Source organism: Halomonas sp. (assembly GCF_052095765.1).
GTDB lineage: Bacteria > Pseudomonadota > Gammaproteobacteria > Pseudomonadales > Halomonadaceae > Halomonas.
In genome coordinates this window covers 1-14232 of record NZ_JBQDJZ010000073.1, presented here as the reverse complement: position 1 = coordinate 14232, position 14232 = coordinate 1, and the positions used below count along the sequence as shown (strand labels likewise).

At 59.7% G+C, this 14232-nt stretch carries 18 protein-coding genes; 4 read left to right on the top strand and 14 right to left on the bottom strand.

Going from position 1 to position 14232, the window contains the following annotated elements:
* Together ligA and ACTH3D_RS09960 are read left to right on the top strand one after the other, a co-directional pair.
* The coding region (ligA, locus tag ACTH3D_RS09965) for an NAD-dependent DNA ligase LigA (RefSeq protein WP_441666927.1) at window positions 1-1005 on the top strand (1005 nt) is incomplete at its 5' end.
* On the top strand, window positions 998-1267 hold the full coding sequence (locus tag ACTH3D_RS09960; RefSeq protein ID WP_441666926.1) for a YheU family protein: 270 nt from the start codon (window positions 998-1000) through the stop codon (window positions 1265-1267). The genes ligA and ACTH3D_RS09960, both read left to right, overlap by 8 nt.
* Before the next feature lie 49 nt (window positions 1268-1316).
* Here the strand turns inward: ACTH3D_RS09960 and mnmC are convergent, their stop codons facing one another.
* Together mnmC and ACTH3D_RS09950 are read right to left on the bottom strand one after the other, a co-directional pair.
* A complete protein-coding gene (gene mnmC, locus ACTH3D_RS09955; RefSeq protein ID WP_441666924.1) occupies window positions 1317-3356 on the bottom strand; it encodes a bifunctional tRNA (5-methylaminomethyl-2-thiouridine)(34)-methyltransferase MnmD/FAD-dependent 5-carboxymethylaminomethyl-2-thiouridine(34) oxidoreductase MnmC in 2040 nt (679 codons plus the stop codon).
* A 133-nt stretch (window positions 3357-3489) separates the two neighbouring features.
* Window positions 3490-3789 (bottom strand): YciI family protein, encoded by a 300-nt coding sequence (locus tag ACTH3D_RS09950; protein ID WP_441666923.1) that lies wholly within the window; start codon window positions 3787-3789, stop codon window positions 3490-3492.
* A 68-nt stretch (window positions 3790-3857) separates the two neighbouring features.
* On the opposite strand from ACTH3D_RS09950, the gene ACTH3D_RS09945 reads away from it, so the two are divergent.
* Together ACTH3D_RS09945 and elbB are read left to right on the top strand one after the other, a co-directional pair.
* Window positions 3858-4757 (top strand): PHP domain-containing protein, encoded by a 900-nt coding sequence (locus ACTH3D_RS09945; RefSeq protein WP_441666922.1) that lies wholly within the window; start codon window positions 3858-3860, stop codon window positions 4755-4757.
* A gap of 105 nt (window positions 4758-4862) precedes the next feature.
* A complete protein-coding gene (gene elbB, locus ACTH3D_RS09940; RefSeq protein WP_441666921.1) occupies window positions 4863-5537 on the top strand; it encodes an isoprenoid biosynthesis glyoxalase ElbB in 675 nt (224 codons plus the stop codon).
* A 115-nt stretch (window positions 5538-5652) separates the two neighbouring features.
* Here elbB and tatC read toward each other — a convergent pair whose 3' ends face one another.
* The 12 genes from tatC to ACTH3D_RS09880 all read right to left on the bottom strand — a co-directional run.
* Complete coding sequence (tatC, locus tag ACTH3D_RS09935; protein WP_441666920.1) at window positions 5653-6426, bottom strand: twin-arginine translocase subunit TatC; 774 nt, start codon at window positions 6424-6426, stop codon at window positions 5653-5655.
* Window positions 6423-6920 carry a Sec-independent protein translocase protein TatB gene (gene tatB / locus ACTH3D_RS09930; protein WP_441666919.1) on the bottom strand — a complete coding sequence of 166 codons (498 nt, stop codon included), beginning with the start codon at window positions 6918-6920 and terminating at the stop codon, window positions 6423-6425. Before tatB ends, tatC begins: the two co-directional genes overlap by 4 nt.
* 6 nt (window positions 6921-6926) lie before the next feature.
* A complete protein-coding gene (gene tatA, locus ACTH3D_RS09925; RefSeq protein ID WP_441666918.1) occupies window positions 6927-7184 on the bottom strand; it encodes a Sec-independent protein translocase subunit TatA in 258 nt (85 codons plus the stop codon).
* Between the two features lie 41 nt (window positions 7185-7225).
* A complete protein-coding gene (locus ACTH3D_RS09920; protein WP_441666917.1) occupies window positions 7226-7558 on the bottom strand; it encodes a phosphoribosyl-ATP diphosphatase in 333 nt (110 codons plus the stop codon).
* 60 nt (window positions 7559-7618) lie between these two features.
* Window positions 7619-9244 carry a ubiquinone biosynthesis regulatory protein kinase UbiB gene (ubiB, locus tag ACTH3D_RS09915; protein ID WP_441666916.1) on the bottom strand — a complete coding sequence of 542 codons (1626 nt, stop codon included), beginning with the start codon at window positions 9242-9244 and terminating at the stop codon, window positions 7619-7621.
* Entirely contained in the window at window positions 9241-9948 is a 708-nt protein-coding gene (locus ACTH3D_RS09910) for a ubiquinone biosynthesis accessory factor UbiJ (RefSeq protein ID WP_441666929.1), read from the bottom strand. Before ACTH3D_RS09910 ends, ubiB begins: the two co-directional genes overlap by 4 nt.
* Before the next feature lie 7 nt (window positions 9949-9955).
* Window positions 9956-10711, bottom strand: coding sequence for a bifunctional demethylmenaquinone methyltransferase/2-methoxy-6-polyprenyl-1,4-benzoquinol methylase UbiE (gene ubiE / locus ACTH3D_RS09905; RefSeq protein WP_441666915.1), 756 nt, complete (start codon window positions 10709-10711; stop codon window positions 9956-9958).
* A 138-nt stretch (window positions 10712-10849) separates the two neighbouring features.
* On the bottom strand, window positions 10850-11233 hold the full coding sequence (locus ACTH3D_RS09900) for a gamma-butyrobetaine hydroxylase-like domain-containing protein (RefSeq protein ID WP_441666914.1): 384 nt from the start codon (window positions 11231-11233) through the stop codon (window positions 10850-10852).
* 29 nt (window positions 11234-11262) lie between these two features.
* Window positions 11263-12582, bottom strand: coding sequence for an ATP-dependent protease ATPase subunit HslU (gene hslU, locus ACTH3D_RS09895; protein ID WP_441666913.1), 1320 nt, complete (start codon window positions 12580-12582; stop codon window positions 11263-11265).
* A gap of 2 nt (window positions 12583-12584) precedes the next feature.
* Window positions 12585-13103 (bottom strand): ATP-dependent protease subunit HslV, encoded by a 519-nt coding sequence (gene hslV, locus ACTH3D_RS09890; protein WP_441666912.1) that lies wholly within the window; start codon window positions 13101-13103, stop codon window positions 12585-12587.
* Window positions 13104-13338: 235 nt separating this feature from the next.
* Window positions 13339-14157: an SPOR domain-containing protein gene (locus ACTH3D_RS09885; RefSeq protein WP_441666911.1), complete on the bottom strand. Its 819-nt coding sequence runs from the start codon at window positions 14155-14157 to the stop codon at window positions 13339-13341.
* A 3-nt stretch (window positions 14158-14160) separates the two neighbouring features.
* Window positions 14161-14232: DALR anticodon-binding domain-containing protein (locus ACTH3D_RS09880; RefSeq protein WP_441666928.1), on the bottom strand; the 72-nt coding region annotated here is incomplete at its 5' end.

Here is a 14232-nt window from a genome sequence, read left to right as displayed (position 1 = left end):
GTCTCTAATGCTACCTTGCATAATGCCGACGAGATTGCGCGGCTGGGTGTCATGATCGGCGATATCGTGGCTATTCGTCGGGCTGGCGATGTGATACCCCAAGTGGTCAGGGTGCAGATACACCAGCGGCCTGCTGATGCTCGCACCATCGTGTTTCCGGAGCGCTGCCCGGTATGTGATTCCGAGGTCGAGCGGCTCGAAGGGGAAGTGGTGGCACGTTGTTCTGGTGGGCTCTATTGCCCGGCACAACGCAAGGAGGCGCTCAAACATTTTGCGTCGCGTCGGGCGCTGGACATCGATGGCCTGGGCGAGAAGCTGATTGAGCAGCTGGTGGAGGATGACTGGGTCAAAACGCCGGCAGATCTATTTGGCCTTGAGGCTGAGCGTTTGGCCAGCCTGCCGCGTATGGGTCAAAAATCCTCTCGCAACCTGGTGGAGGCGCTGGATAAGGCCCGACATACTAGTCTGGCGCGCTTTATCTATGCGCTTGGCATCCGGGAAGTGGGTGATGCCACCGCCGCTAACCTGTCTGGCCATTTCGGTACTCTGGCTGCGCTGATGGCGGCGGACACCGAGGCACTGGAAGCCGTGGATGATGTTGGCCCCATTGTTGCCGCTCATGTGCATACGTTTTTCCGCCAGTCGCATAACCGCGATACGATTCAAGCGCTGCTGGATGCGGGACTGCATTGGGAAGAAACCGAGGTGCGCCGTGGCCCGACCCCGCTGATCGGCCAGAGCTGGGTGTTGACCGGCACTTTGCAGAGCATGACCCGCGATGAGGGCAAGGCGCGGCTCCAGGCGTTGGGGGCCAAGGTGGCTGGCAGTGTATCTGGGAAAACCAGCTGCCTGGTAGCGGGTGAAGCCGCGGGTAGCAAGCTGACCAAAGCTGAACAGCTTGGTGTGACGGTAGTCGATGAGGCGACGTTTCTTGAGCTGCTTGCTGAATGGGAAAGCGCATCAGTATGGTCAGGCAAGACAGGCGGAGAACGTGAGGATGGGTGATCGTTTTATTGAGGTGCCGTACCGGATGCTGCCAGGAGACACCCTGGACGCGCTGCTGGAAGTCTTCGTCACACGTCAGGGCTACGACACCACGGACACCGGTGCAGGTATGGGCGGCTGGGTCAGCGAACTTAAGCATCAGTTGGAACGTAGCGAGCTGATCATCGCCCACGACCTGCAAACCGAAACTACTGAAGTGATGACGCTGGCCCAGTGGCGCTCCTTCGGCCGCGACCTGGCTGATGATGAGGAGGAAGGCTGATGGTTGCAGCTATCTTTCAGCCTGTGAAAATCTAGTGGTGTTTATCTGGTTAGCGCCGTTTGATGATGTCGCGGATGATGCGTCGCCCGGGATGCAGGTGGTCGGCCAGTGGCGCCTCCAGGGGCAAGGGTTCATCACACAGCCGTGAGGCGATCAGTTCGGCGCACAGCGGCGCGCTGATAAGTCCCCGTGAGCCATGGGCCGTGCTGACCCATAGTCCGTTCCACAGTGCTGCGGGATGCTGTCTGGCGCTATTTAGCACTTGACTGGCGTCCTTGCCAAGCGCGGCATAGTCACGCTGCCAGGCTTTAACGTCTGGCACTGGGCCTGCGTAGGGCAGCTTGTCCGGGCTTGCTGCACGCAGTGAGGCGCGTCCCGTCAGCATGCCAGCATCTACTGTGTGGCCGGCGTCACGCAGTTTGCTCACATAGCCCGGTATGAGCCGTTCAAGTTCTGTCAGGTTAGCAGCGTGGTCCTCCTGGCGTAGCACTGTGTCGCTGTCATTGGGGGCAAAGGTTGCGCCAAAGGTCAGCTGGCCATTCAGCACCGGCATGACATAGCCGTTAGCGCACAGCACACGCTGCAGCGCTGGCGCCACGGCAGGCAGCTCATAACATGAAATCTGTCCGCGTACCGTCTGAATGGGCAGTGCAGCGGTCTGTGAAAAACGGTTCACCCGGGTTGCCGTGGCGATCACCACCGCATCGGCAAGGTGGCACAGGGTGTTGCCATCGGCATCGCGCACGTGCAGTTCCCAGTCGTTTTCGCTCTGGCTGAGCTTAACAACATCGGCCTGAATCAGGGTGATACCCGGTTGTTCAGCAAGGTGCTGACACAGCTCTGCCGGGCGCACCCAGCCGGCCAAAGGATAGTCGAGCCCGCCCGTGGCAACAGGCACACCTGCTGCCTGTTCGGCTTGTTGGGCATCGCGCCCGGTCACTAGACTCTCAGGCAACGGGTGCTGGCTGAGAAAACGTTGCTGGCGGTTGAGTTCACGCGGGGTGTTGGCCAGCTGCAGTACACCGCAGGGTGACCACAGGCGGTGCTGCGGATCGAGCTCGTTCAGCCAGCGTAAGCTGTGCAGCAGGCCTGCTAGGTAGCAACGGCTGTGATAGTTGGTATCGGCAGCTAGCTTGGCGTAAAGCGCGCCCTGGGGGTTGCCAGAAGCGCCGGCACCTGGGCCTTGCTGATCGTAGAGGTCGACGTTCAGCCCGCGCCGGGCCAGGGACCAGGCTAGGCTGGTGCCGGCGATACCGGCGCCGATAATGGCCACCCGTTTAACGTCTCGGGGGGGTGGCGGAGTAAACCAGGGCGTGGAATGGCGGCGACAGTCTTCGGGTGGCGTGTCGATGGCACCGGCCAGCATCTCGCGTTTACGCCCGAATCCTGGCTTCTTTTTCCAGTTGAAGCCAGCCGCCTTGAGGCCGCGCTTGACGATACCTGCACAGGTAAAGGTGGCAAAGGTCGCGCCGGGGCGGGAGCGCTTGGCCATTACCTCATACAGCGCAGTGCGCCACATTTCCGGGTTTTTTGCGGGTGCAAAACCGTCTAGAAACCAGGCATCCACCTGGCCGTCCAGCAGTTCAAGGCGCTCGACTGTGTCGCCAAAGTGAAGGTCCAGCGTTACCCGCTCGTCAAGCCAAAGGCGGTGGACACCGCTGACCGGCTCAGGCCATTGTCGAATCAACACCTCTGCGCGCTCGGCCAACTCCGGCCAGGCCGCTAGCGAAAGGGCAAGGTCGTCCTGGGTCATCGGATATTTTTCGGTGGAGATCAGGTGTAGCCGGGCGCTGGCTGGCGCATTGACATCAAAGCATGCCCAGGCGCACAGCATGTTCAGACCGCTGCCGACGCCGGTTTCGGCAATCACAAAGGGGCGCGTACGCTGCCAGCCAGCGAACCGTTTGGTCAGGCGGTTGCCGTTGATGAACACATGCTCGGTTTCCGCGCGCCCATCGTGGCGGGAGAAGTACACATCATCAAAGGTGCTGGAGCGTGGCGTTACATCACCGCTGTCGTCACGCTGCCAATCCAGGCGCGCGGAGGTCAGCCCCGTCAGCGGTGGCAGTCCATCGGGTGAAGCGGTCAATGTCGGCTCCGGTCAATTTCTGATCAATGTTGCCACGGCGCCATCTGAAGTGGCTTAGCGCAATGCATCCGCGGCGTTTCAACAAGGTTATCCACAGAAGCTGTGGGCAACCAGTCAGTGCATAACTCTGTTTTTAGGGCAGGGCCTTGATAAATGGTTTCACGACTACCCTTGCGTAGACGCCGGCAAGGATATAAGGGTCTGCATCGGCCCAGGCTTGGGCGCTGGCCTGGTCGTCAAACTCAGCCACGACCAGGCTGCCACTGAAGCCGGCCTCGCCCGGTGACAAGCTGTCCACCGCTGGGTGGGGGCCGGCCAGCACCAGGCGGCCCTCATCACGCAGCCCCTCAAGGCGTGCCAGGTGATCGGGACGTGCGGCCAAGCGCTGTTGCAGGCTGTTGGGGACATCTTCACTGATGATAGCGTAGAGCATCGGGTCGGTACCTCTCTGGTGAATAGGGTAGGATGATGGCTATTCTGACAAAGTCACCTGGCCACGTCATGTTAATGATCCCGCTGCCCGACGCCTTTGAGGGCGATACCTCGGGCGTTGACCTGCACATGCACTCGACCGCATCCGATGGGCGCCTGCCACCTGCGGCGCTGGTGGAGCTTTGCCACCAGCGTCAGCTGGGCTGGATGGCACTGACCGACCACGACACCATGAGCGGTGTCAACGAAGCTCAGCGCCGCGGCACGGAACTGGGCATTAAGGTGTTGCCGGCCACTGAGCTCTCCAGCCAGTGGCGTGGCATCAACATCCATGTGGTTGGCCTATTGCCCGGAGGCAGTAAGCCGCCGTTGAGTGAAGGCCTTGAAAATCAGGCCCGGGCGCGCGAACAGCGCTCCATCGTTATTGCCGAGCGGCTGGAAAAGCGTGGATTGAATGATGCACTGGCGCGTGCCAGAAAGGTGGCCGGCAGTGACCGTCCGTTGGGGCGCCCGGATTTTGCCCGGGCGCTGGTCGAGGCCGGTATAGTTGCCGATATGAAAACAGCCTTCGCCCGCTATCTGGGTAGTGGCAAGGTGGGTGACGTAAAGGCGCTATGGCCGTTTCTGTCTGAGGTTGTGGAATGGGTGGTCGCGGCAGGTGGCGTGGCGGTGCTGGCGCATCCGCTGCATTATGGTCTGACGCGCCGCAAGCGCGGACAGCTGTTGGATGATTTCCGCGAGGCGGGAGGTCAGGCCGTTGAACTGGTCAGCGGTTTTCAGAACCCCGATATGACCCGCGACTTGGCTCGACAGCTTCAGGAGCGGAATCTGTACGGCTCGATTGGTAGTGACTTTCATTTTCCCGGTGGTCACTTGGCGCCAGGCAGCATGAGTCCGGTGCCGCGCACGGCGGTACCGCCAGTGTGGACACATCCGCGCCTGCAGGCGTTTTTTGGCCAGCCATGTTGAGCGTGATGTGCTGTTGTCGCCCGCTCGCTGACACACTACAGTGATGGGCTGATTATTTTCTGAAGCCGTAACGAGACGCGTTGCGGACCAGTAAGGAGAAAAACATTGAACAGACAGGTTGCGGTGATTCTTGCCGGGTGCGGTGTCCAGGACGGTTCCGAGATTTACGAGACGACGCTGACACTGCTGCGTCTTGATCAGCTGGACATCAGCTACCGTTGTTTTGCACCGGACATTGAACAGCATCATGTGGTCAATCATCGCAGCGGCGAAGTGGCCGAAGGTGAAACCCGTAATGTGCTGACCGAGGCTGCGCGTCTGGCGCGAGGAGAGATTTCAGCCCTTGCGGAGCTGTCAGTTGATGACTGCGATGCGGTGATTGTGCCCGGCGGATTTGGTGTGGCCAAGAACTTGAGCAATTTCGCTAGCGCCGGTGCTGACATGGTCATCCAGGATGAAGTGCGCGAGAAAGTTGGCGAGTTTCATGCAGCGGGTAAGCCGATCGGTCTGATGTGCATTTCTCCAGTCATGGTGCCGCGCTTGCTGGGCCAGGGCATTGCTGTGACCATTGGCAGCGATCCGGGTGTGTCAGGTGCAATTAGCGCTATGGGAGGTCTGCACCGTGGCTGCGCGGTGGACGATATTGTCGTGGACTTCTCGAACCGGGTTGTCACCACGCCTGCCTACATGGAAGCTCAGCGAATCAACGACGCCGCTAAAGGAATTTTCAAACTGGTGGACCGGATGAGTGAACTGATGGAGCTGAAACCATCAGACTGAGCTCATCGCGCTGAGCTGAGCCGAGCCTTTGTTTATAAATTATAAAAACCACCTCATAGGAGGTGGTTTTTTATGCACGGAATTCACCAGCTGAGGTTTAGTGCAGGCTATTCTCTTAGGGCTCGTCCGCCTTGCCTGCTTCCTCCGGCTCATGCTGCCTGCGGCGCACCAAGCGTCCGAACAGCAGGCCCACTTCATAAAGCAGGTACATGGGGCCGGCCAGCAGGGTCTGTGAAATCACGTCTGGCGGTGTCAGCAGCATGCCGATCACGAAACAACCCAGCAACACATAAGGTCGCTTGCGCGACAGGCTCTCGACGGTGGTGGCACCGCTGAAAATTAGCAGGAAGGTGGCAATGGGGATCTGGAAAGCGATGCCAAAGGCCAGAAATATCTTGAGTACAAAATTCAGATACTGGCTGATATCCGTCATTATCGCAATTTCGGCAGGGCCGGTACTGGTAAAGAAAGAAAACAGCAGTGGGAAGACCGCATAGTACGCGAAGGCTGCTCCAGCATAGAACAGCGCAATGCTGGAGGCCAGTAGGGGTAAAGCCAGGGCTTTTTCGTTGTCGTACAGGCCTGGGGCAATAAAGGCCCAGGCCTGGTAGAGCACATAAGGAATCGCTACGAACACCGCCACGACCAGTGTCAGTTTGAAGGGTGCCAGAAACGGCGAGGCCACTTCGGTGGCAATCATCTGTGAGCCAGATGGCAGCAGAGCCATCAGGGGGTCAGCAACGAACCGGTAAATGTCGTTAGAAAAAGCGTAAAGCGCCAGAAAAGTGACCAGAATCACCACGACTGTTCGCAGCAGTCGTGTCCGCAGCTCGATCAGGTGATCGATCAGGGGCGCGTGTCCGCCGCCGGACTGCTCAGATTGGCTCATTGTGAGTCAGGGTCCTTGTCCGTGCTGGGAGTGTCAGAACTGGAAGCACCAGGTCCGGAAGAGCCTGAGTTGGCAACATACACCCGGCCAGGGTTGTTTTTCGCCGGGCTGCCGGTTTCAGTGTCGCTGGCTGGCTGGCGTACCCTGGAGAGGGCGTCATCCAGGCGCTGCTCAGGACCCTTTGTTTCACCAGTTGGCTTGCCAGAGCCGCCGTCAGAGGGCGCAGAATGATCATTATCAGCAATGCTCTCGACCTCACGATTCACACGCTCCACGCTCTCACCGAGAGACTTCTTGTGCTCGTTGATTTTCTGGCGTACTTCTTCGGTCCGCAGCTGCTCGTTGATCTCGCGCTGGATACCCGAAACGCTGCGCTTGATCCGGCCGATCCACATGCCAGCCGTACGCGCCGCCATGGGCAGCCGCTCCGGGCCCAGCACCAAAAGGCCTACCACACCGATGAGCAGGAGCTCAAGAAAGCCGATATCAAACATGGCCGCTTATTTTCGCTCTTCCTGTTCTTCGGATTTATGCTCAGCGTTCACGTCGTAGGTGTTGCCGTTGTCTTCCTGAGACACGCGAGCGTGGGGCTTTTCGATCGTATCATCCTTTTTTTCTTCGTCGCTGACGGCTTTCTTGAAGCCTTTGACAGCATCGCCCAGATCTCCACCGACGTTGCGTAGTTTCTTGGTGCCGAAGATCAGGATGATGATGCCGAGTACGATGAGCAGTTGCCAGATACTGATACCACCTAACATGGAGTCGTCCTCAAGTTCGGGTCCGTGCTGGACCCTTTGGTTTACTGCCTTGCGGCCTTTTCGTCGTGCCCTGAGATGCCGAAGCGCCGGGCCAGCTCTTCGAGTACCTGCTGATGGTCCATCCCCAGATGCGAGAGCATCACCAAGCTATGGAACCACAGGTCAGCAGTTTCTGCGATCAGTGCTTGTCGACTCGCTGCATCGCCGTGTTCGGCATCCTTGGCAGCGAGCAGTGTCTCGGTGGCTTCTTCGCCGACCTTCTCAAGGATCCTGTTAAGCCCCTTGTGGTGCAGGCTGGCCACGTAAGAGTCGTTAGCTGCGGCCTGACGGCGCTGCTGGAGTACTTCATCAAGTCTGTCGAGGATATCACTCATGAATCGCCGTTTCCGTCCAATGGCGTTGCCTGGCAACGTCTTTGTATTCCATATCAGTCTTCAGTTCCATATCAGCAGCGTGGCACCAATGGCCAGGGCGCTGAGTAGGGTCCAGGGCTGGTCGCCGGCCCATTCGCTCAGCGGCTGCCAGGCCAAGGCCAGCGCTACAATGATCAGACCCAAGCGCTGGCGTCGGCTGCTTTGCTGGCCGCGGCGCGTCAGCTGGCGGTCGATACGCTGGATCGACTCCGTCTGACGGCGCTGCTGAAGCTGGTTTTGCTCCGTGCGCATTAGTGCCTGGTGCGCCATGATCGGCAGTTCCGGCAGCTGATGGGAAAGCTCCGGCGCATGTCGCTTGATCGACTCCCACAGGCTGTGAACGCCGGCGCGCTCTTTCATCCAGCGCTCAAGGTAAGGCCGCGCGGTGCTCCACAGGTCCAAGTCCGGATAAAGCTGTCGACCCAGCCCCTCGATATTGAGCAAAGTCTTTTGCAGCAGTACCAGCTGTGGCTGAACCTCCATGTTAAAGCGTCGCGCCGTCTGAAACAGGCCTAACAGAACCTGACCGAACGAAATATCTTTGAGTGGCTTCTCGAGGATGGGTTCACAGACCGCACGCACGGCGGCGGCAAACTCGTTGGCGCGGGTGTCTTCACCCACCCAGCCTGACTCGATATGCAGTACTGCCACTTCATAATAGTCCTGGCGGAAGAATGCCAGCAGGTTGCGTGCCAGATAGTCCTGGTCTTCCCGGGTCAGGCTGCCGACGATGCCGCAGTCGATGGCAATGTACTGCGGATTGGCGGTATCGTCGCGGGAAACAAAAATATTCCCCGGATGCATGTCGGCATGGAAGAAGTTGTCGCGGAATACCTGGGTAAAGAAAATTTCCACACCGCGTTCGGCCAGCTTTTTCAGGTCGGTGCCTTGGGCCTCCAGCGCGGGGATGTCCGCCACAGGCACCCCATAAATACGCTCCTGGACCATGACGCCGCGGCGGGTCAGTGGCCAGTGAATGCTGGGGACGTGCAGCAGCGGTGAGTGCTTGAAGTTGCGTTTGAGCTGCGAGGTGTTGGCGGCTTCTTTGGTCAGGTCTAGTTCGTCGAACAGTGTCGATTCGTAATCGCGTACCACGGCGACCGGATGTAGGCGCCTGGCCTCAGGAATACGTTCCAGAAGACGTGCCAGCTGGTACAGTAGGGCCATGTCCTGGCGCATGATCTTATTAATACCGGGACGGATGATCTTGACCACGACATCTTCACCACTGTGCAGGCGTGCACCATGCACCTGGGCCACGGAGGCTGAGGCCAGGGCTTCAGTGTCAAACTGGGCGAAGGCGTCATCAATGCTCATCTGCAGTTCACGTTCGACCAGCGCTCTGGCTTCACGGCCAGGAAAGGGCGGCACCTGATCCTGCAGGCGCTTGAGCTCATCGGCAATGTCTTCGGGCAGTAGGTCGCGTCGGGTTGACAGCATTTGGCCGAACTTGACGTGGATGGGCCCTAAGGTTTCCAGTGCGAGGCGCAGGCGCTCGCTACGGGGCAGTGGGCCGACTGGCATCAGCCGCCAGGGTGCTAGCGACAGCAGGCTGCGCAGCCACCAGGGCAGACGGTGTAGCGGGATTAGGGTGTCTAAGCGATAGCGGCTGACGACCCAGATGATGCGCAGCAGCCTGGCTATCATGCTGAGGTCTCCGTGGTCGCCCCAGACGTTCGCGAATCCTGAGTTGGTGAACCTGAGGTCTGTACGCTTTTTGAGCGTATTGCTTCGAGGCGTCGCTGAAGGCGCGCCAGCCGGGCTTCAATTCGGTCGGTGGCGACTTCGATCTCGGTCAGGTGATCACGTAGGATCTCGAGCTGATGGCGGCCCGGCAGCAGGCGGGCTTCTTCAAATACATACTCGGCAACGTCGGCGCGCAGTTCACGCTGGGTGCGCAGACCCCAATTGCCGAGGCTGCGCAGCCCTTCGGCCAGGGTGTGGGCGGGTTGATCACCAAGCCAGCGAGCCAGCTCGCCTTCCCAGTCCAGGTCCAAGTCCAGCAGCAGATCGCGGGCCGCCTCCAGTAGCTGGGTGGGGCCGCGTACGGACAGCCTGCCCTGAAACATCAGCTGCTCGATGCTGGCGCCGCCGATCAGTGCCGACAACGTATCCGAGTCTAGCTCAACCACCGCGTTATGGGCGCCTTCGGTGGTGTCGGGCTCGCGCATCAGATCCAGCCCTTGGGGGTGGAAGTGCACGGCTAGGGTCAGGCTGGGGGATTCAAGTCGCAGCAGAATGCTTTTTCCCGTCAATCGCCTGAGACGCTGCGGGGCGGCTGGATCGCGTGCCAGCAGGGCATTGATGGTTTTTTCAATGCCAGCCAGCAGCAGAGTCGGTGTCAGTGCCATCATGACCTCACAGCTTGATACCGCGGTGCAGGGCAACAATGCCCCCGGTGAGGTTGGTGTACTCCACGCGCTCAAGACCGGCGTTTTCCATCATTTCCTTAAGCGTTTCCTGATCAGGGTGCATACGGATCGACTCGGCCAGGTAGCGGTAGCTATCGGCATCGCCGGCCACCATTTTTCCCATGCGCGGCAGCAGATGGAAGGAGTAGTCGTCGTAGATCTTGGACAGCACCGGGTTACCAGGCTTAGAGAACTCCAGCACCAGCAGCCGGCCACCCGGTTTCAACACCCGCGCCATGGAGCGCAGCGCGGCGTCCTTGTCGGTGACGTTGCGCAGCCCGAAGGCGATGGTGATGCAGTCGAAGGTGTTATCGGGAAACGGTAGGGTCTCGGCATTGGCTTGAACGTACTCCACGTTGCCGCCTACGCCCTGGTCGATCAGCTTGTTACGGCCGACCCTGAGCATCGAGTCGTTGATATCGGCCAGCACCACGCGGCCGCGTGGACCAACCAGGCGCGAGAACTTAAGCGTCAAATCGCCGGTGCCGCCGGCGATGTCCAATACGCTGTGGCCGGGGCGCACCCCGGCACGCTCGATGGTCAGACGTTTCCACAGGCGGTGGATGCCAAGCGACATGAGATCGTTCATCACGTCGTAGCGTGATGCCACCGAGTCAAATACGTGGGCGACGCGAGAGGCTTTCTCGTCGACGTCAACCTGCTGATAGCCAAAGTGGGTGGTGCGCTGGTCCTTCTGGCTCATGCGATAGGCTCCCGGGTCGCTGCTGTGGAGAGGCGCGCTGGCCTCAGTCGGGCGCTATTGTAGCGCCCCGCGATGGCCCTTGTCTTGACGCCGGCCCAAGCTTGGCATGGGAACTTGTTTGAAGCTGCATGAAGCGGCCTAGAGTTGCTTGAGCTCAATCCCCAGCGACTCGCGCTTGCCGCCTTCCTCCTCCAGGCGTTTGAGATAGTCTGCCCAGTACGCTTCGCGATGCTGGATCAGGTCGTACAGGTACGCCCAGCTGTACAAGCCGCTATCGTGGCCATCGTCGAAATGCAGCTTGAGGGCGTAGTTGCCCGTCGGGGTGATGTTGGCCAGGCCGACATCCTTCTTGCCGACCTGCAGCACCGCCTGACCTTTGCCGTGCCCTCGCACCTCCGCAGAAGGTGAATAGACCCTGAGATACTCGATCGACAGCCGGTAGCTTTCGCCATTGGCATAACCAAGCTCCAGTTCGCGCGCTTTCTTGTGATAGTGCACCTGGGTGGGAATTGGGGCAGACATAGATACCTCGTTTGAGCCTGGCGTCGGGGTCAGAGAATATACCGCGATAGGTCTTCGTCCATGGCCAGTTCGCCGAGCTGGGAGTCCACATAGTCGGCGTCGATGACCAGCGGTGTGCCGATATCGCTGCCTTGATAGGACGCTTGCTCGAGCAGACGCTCCATTACCGTGTGCAGGCGGCGTGCGCCGATATTTTCGGTGCCTTCGTTGACCTGCCAGGCGATCTGGGCGATGCGGTTAATACCGTCGTCAGTGAAGCTGATATCGAGCCCTTCGGTGGCCAGCAGTGCCTGGTACTGTTTGGTCAGTGCGGCAGAAGGCTCGGTGAGAATGCGCTTGAAGTCGTCCGGCGTCAGGGCATCGAGCTCGACGCGGATGGGCAGACGGCCCTGCAGCTCAGGAATCAGGTCTGACGGACGTGACAGGTGGAAGGCCCCCGAGGCGATAAACAGGATGTGGTCAGTTTTGACCATGCCGTACTTCGTCGACACCGTGGAGCCTTCAATCAGTGGCAGCAGATCGCGCTGCACCCCCTCGCGGGATACCTCACCACCGGACTGGCCGTTGCCCTTGGCCACCTTGTCGATCTCATCGAGAAACACGATGCCGCTCTGCTCGACGGAGTCGATGGCGCGCTGCTTGATGTCATCTTCGCACACCAACTTGCCGGCCTCTTCGTCCACCAGCAGGCTTAGCGCTTCCTTGACCGTGACGCGACGGGTCTCGGTCTTGCCCTTGCCCATGTTGGAAAACAGGCTCTGCAGCTGGTTGGTCATGTCTTCCATGCCCGGCGGGGTCATGAAATCCATGCCCTGGGACTGGGGAGTCACCTGTACTTCAATTTCCTTATCGTTAAGTTGGCCTTCGCGGAGTTTCTTGCGAAACGACTGACGGGTGGCGTTTTCGGTGCGCGGCTGGTCTTCCTGTCCGCGCGGCGGTGGCAGCAGCGCATCCAGCACGCGGTCTTCTGCAGCATCTTCGGCGCGGTGGCGCACTTCGTCCTTGGAGTGCTCGCGCACCAGCTTGATGGCGATTTCGATCAGATCGCGGATGATGGACTCCACATCACGGCCTACATAGCCCACTTCGGTGAACTTGGTGGCCTCGATCTTGATGAAGGGTGCGCGGGCTAGCTTGGCCAGGCGGCGGGCAATTTCGGTCTTGCCCACCCCGGTCGGTCCTATCATCAGGATGTTTTTGGGTGTCACTTCTTGGCGCAGCTCGCCATCGAGCTGCATGCGGCGCCAGCGGTTACGCAGGGCAATAGCGACGGCGCGTTTGGCGTCTTTCTGGCCGATGATGTACTGGTCCAGGGCATGGACAATTTCGCGAGGGGTCATCTGGGTCATGGTCAGAGCTCTTCCAGCGTGACGTTATGGTTGGTGAATACGCAGATATCACCGGCGATTTCCAGCGACTTCTCAGTGATTTCTCGGGCTGACAGGTCGGTATTTTCGATCAGTGCCCGGGCGGCAGACAGGGCAAAGTTCCCCCCTGAGCCAATGGCGATGATGCCCCGTTCTGGCTCCACGACGTCGCCGTTGCCAGTAATAATCAGCGAGGCACTCTTGTCGGCCACAGCGAGCAATGCCTCGAGGCGGCGCAGTGCACGGTCGGTGCGCCACTCCTTGGCCAGTTCGACAGCGGCCTTGGTCAGGTTGCCCTGGTATTTTTCCAGCTGGGCTTCGAAGCGTTCAAACAGCGTAAAGGCGTCGGCGGTGCCACCCGCAAAGCCGGCCAGTACCTGGTTGCGATACAGGCGCCGTACCTTGCTGGCGTTGCCTTTCATGACGGTATTACCAAGCGACACCTGACCGTCGCCGGCGAGTGCCACCTGATCGCCGCGACGCACGGATACAATCGTGGTCATGGAGGGAGCTCCTTGAGGAAGTCAGACTTCAAGAGATAAGGCTTCCGTTGACTTTTAGCGTCGTACAAAACGACGCCACACTAGGCGTTGCTGAGTAGGTGTGGGCGAGGTGGAGGGAATTCAACCGGCGTAGGCAAACGGTGAGGAGTGAGTGGTGAGAAGTGACTGGAAAAATGCCGGGGCATTGCCCCGGCGGATAGCTATTACTTAAGACTCTAGCGATTAGCTTCTGGCATCACTGCAGCTGGATCAGAAGTGGTGTGATACCGCGGGTGGCCATCAGGTCCTTGGCGCGGTCAATTTCGCGGCGGTCGTTATAGGGGCCTGACTGCACGCGGTACCAGGTGCTGCCATCATCAGTGCGGACTTCACTGATCTTGGTCTGCAGGCCGAAGTTGGCGAGGCTCTGAGACAGCTCACTGGCGTCGCCACGACTGCTGAACGAGGCTGCTTGTAGCATGTAGCGATTGCCATCGTTGGCAGGGGCGCGCTGCTGGGGTGGCTTCTGCTCGGCGACCTCTCTGATAGGCTCAGGTTTGGGCTCCGGCTTGGCCTCTGGTTTGGGCTCCGGTTTTGGTTCTGGCGTTGGCTCAGATATTGGTTCAGGTCGGGTTGTGGTATTGGCAGCGATGATTTGGGCGATCGGGTCGTTGCCAGAGACACCTTGGCTGTCTGGCTTGTCGCTGGTCGGCCGGGGTGGCGGTGTTGCCGTGGAGGTCAGCACTTCGCCGTCCGGTACGATGACTTCTGTCTCCGGGAGCAGGGTGTAGAACTCGAAAGTGGGCGTTTTTTTCTCGCTTCCCTTCTGAGCCTGATCGCCGCCGGCGTTATCCGGTGCGGCAGCAGGAGGAATCACCGTGGCCATAGGCTTGTCGTCCTGCCACGGGGCGCTACCATGCTGGTGTTGGGAGGCCAGAAAACCGCCGATCAGGCCGATCAGCAGCCAGAACCAGCCGGGGAAGCGTGGATGCGACTTTGCTTTGCGAGCTTTCCGTGCGCTGGTGGCGCCCCGTTTGCGAGGCGCCGGCTTCTGGTTGGTGGGCTTTTTAGCCATGGACTACATTTCCTCCGGCGCACTGACACCCATCAGGTCAAGGCCGTTACGCAACACCTGTCGCGTCGCCAGCCC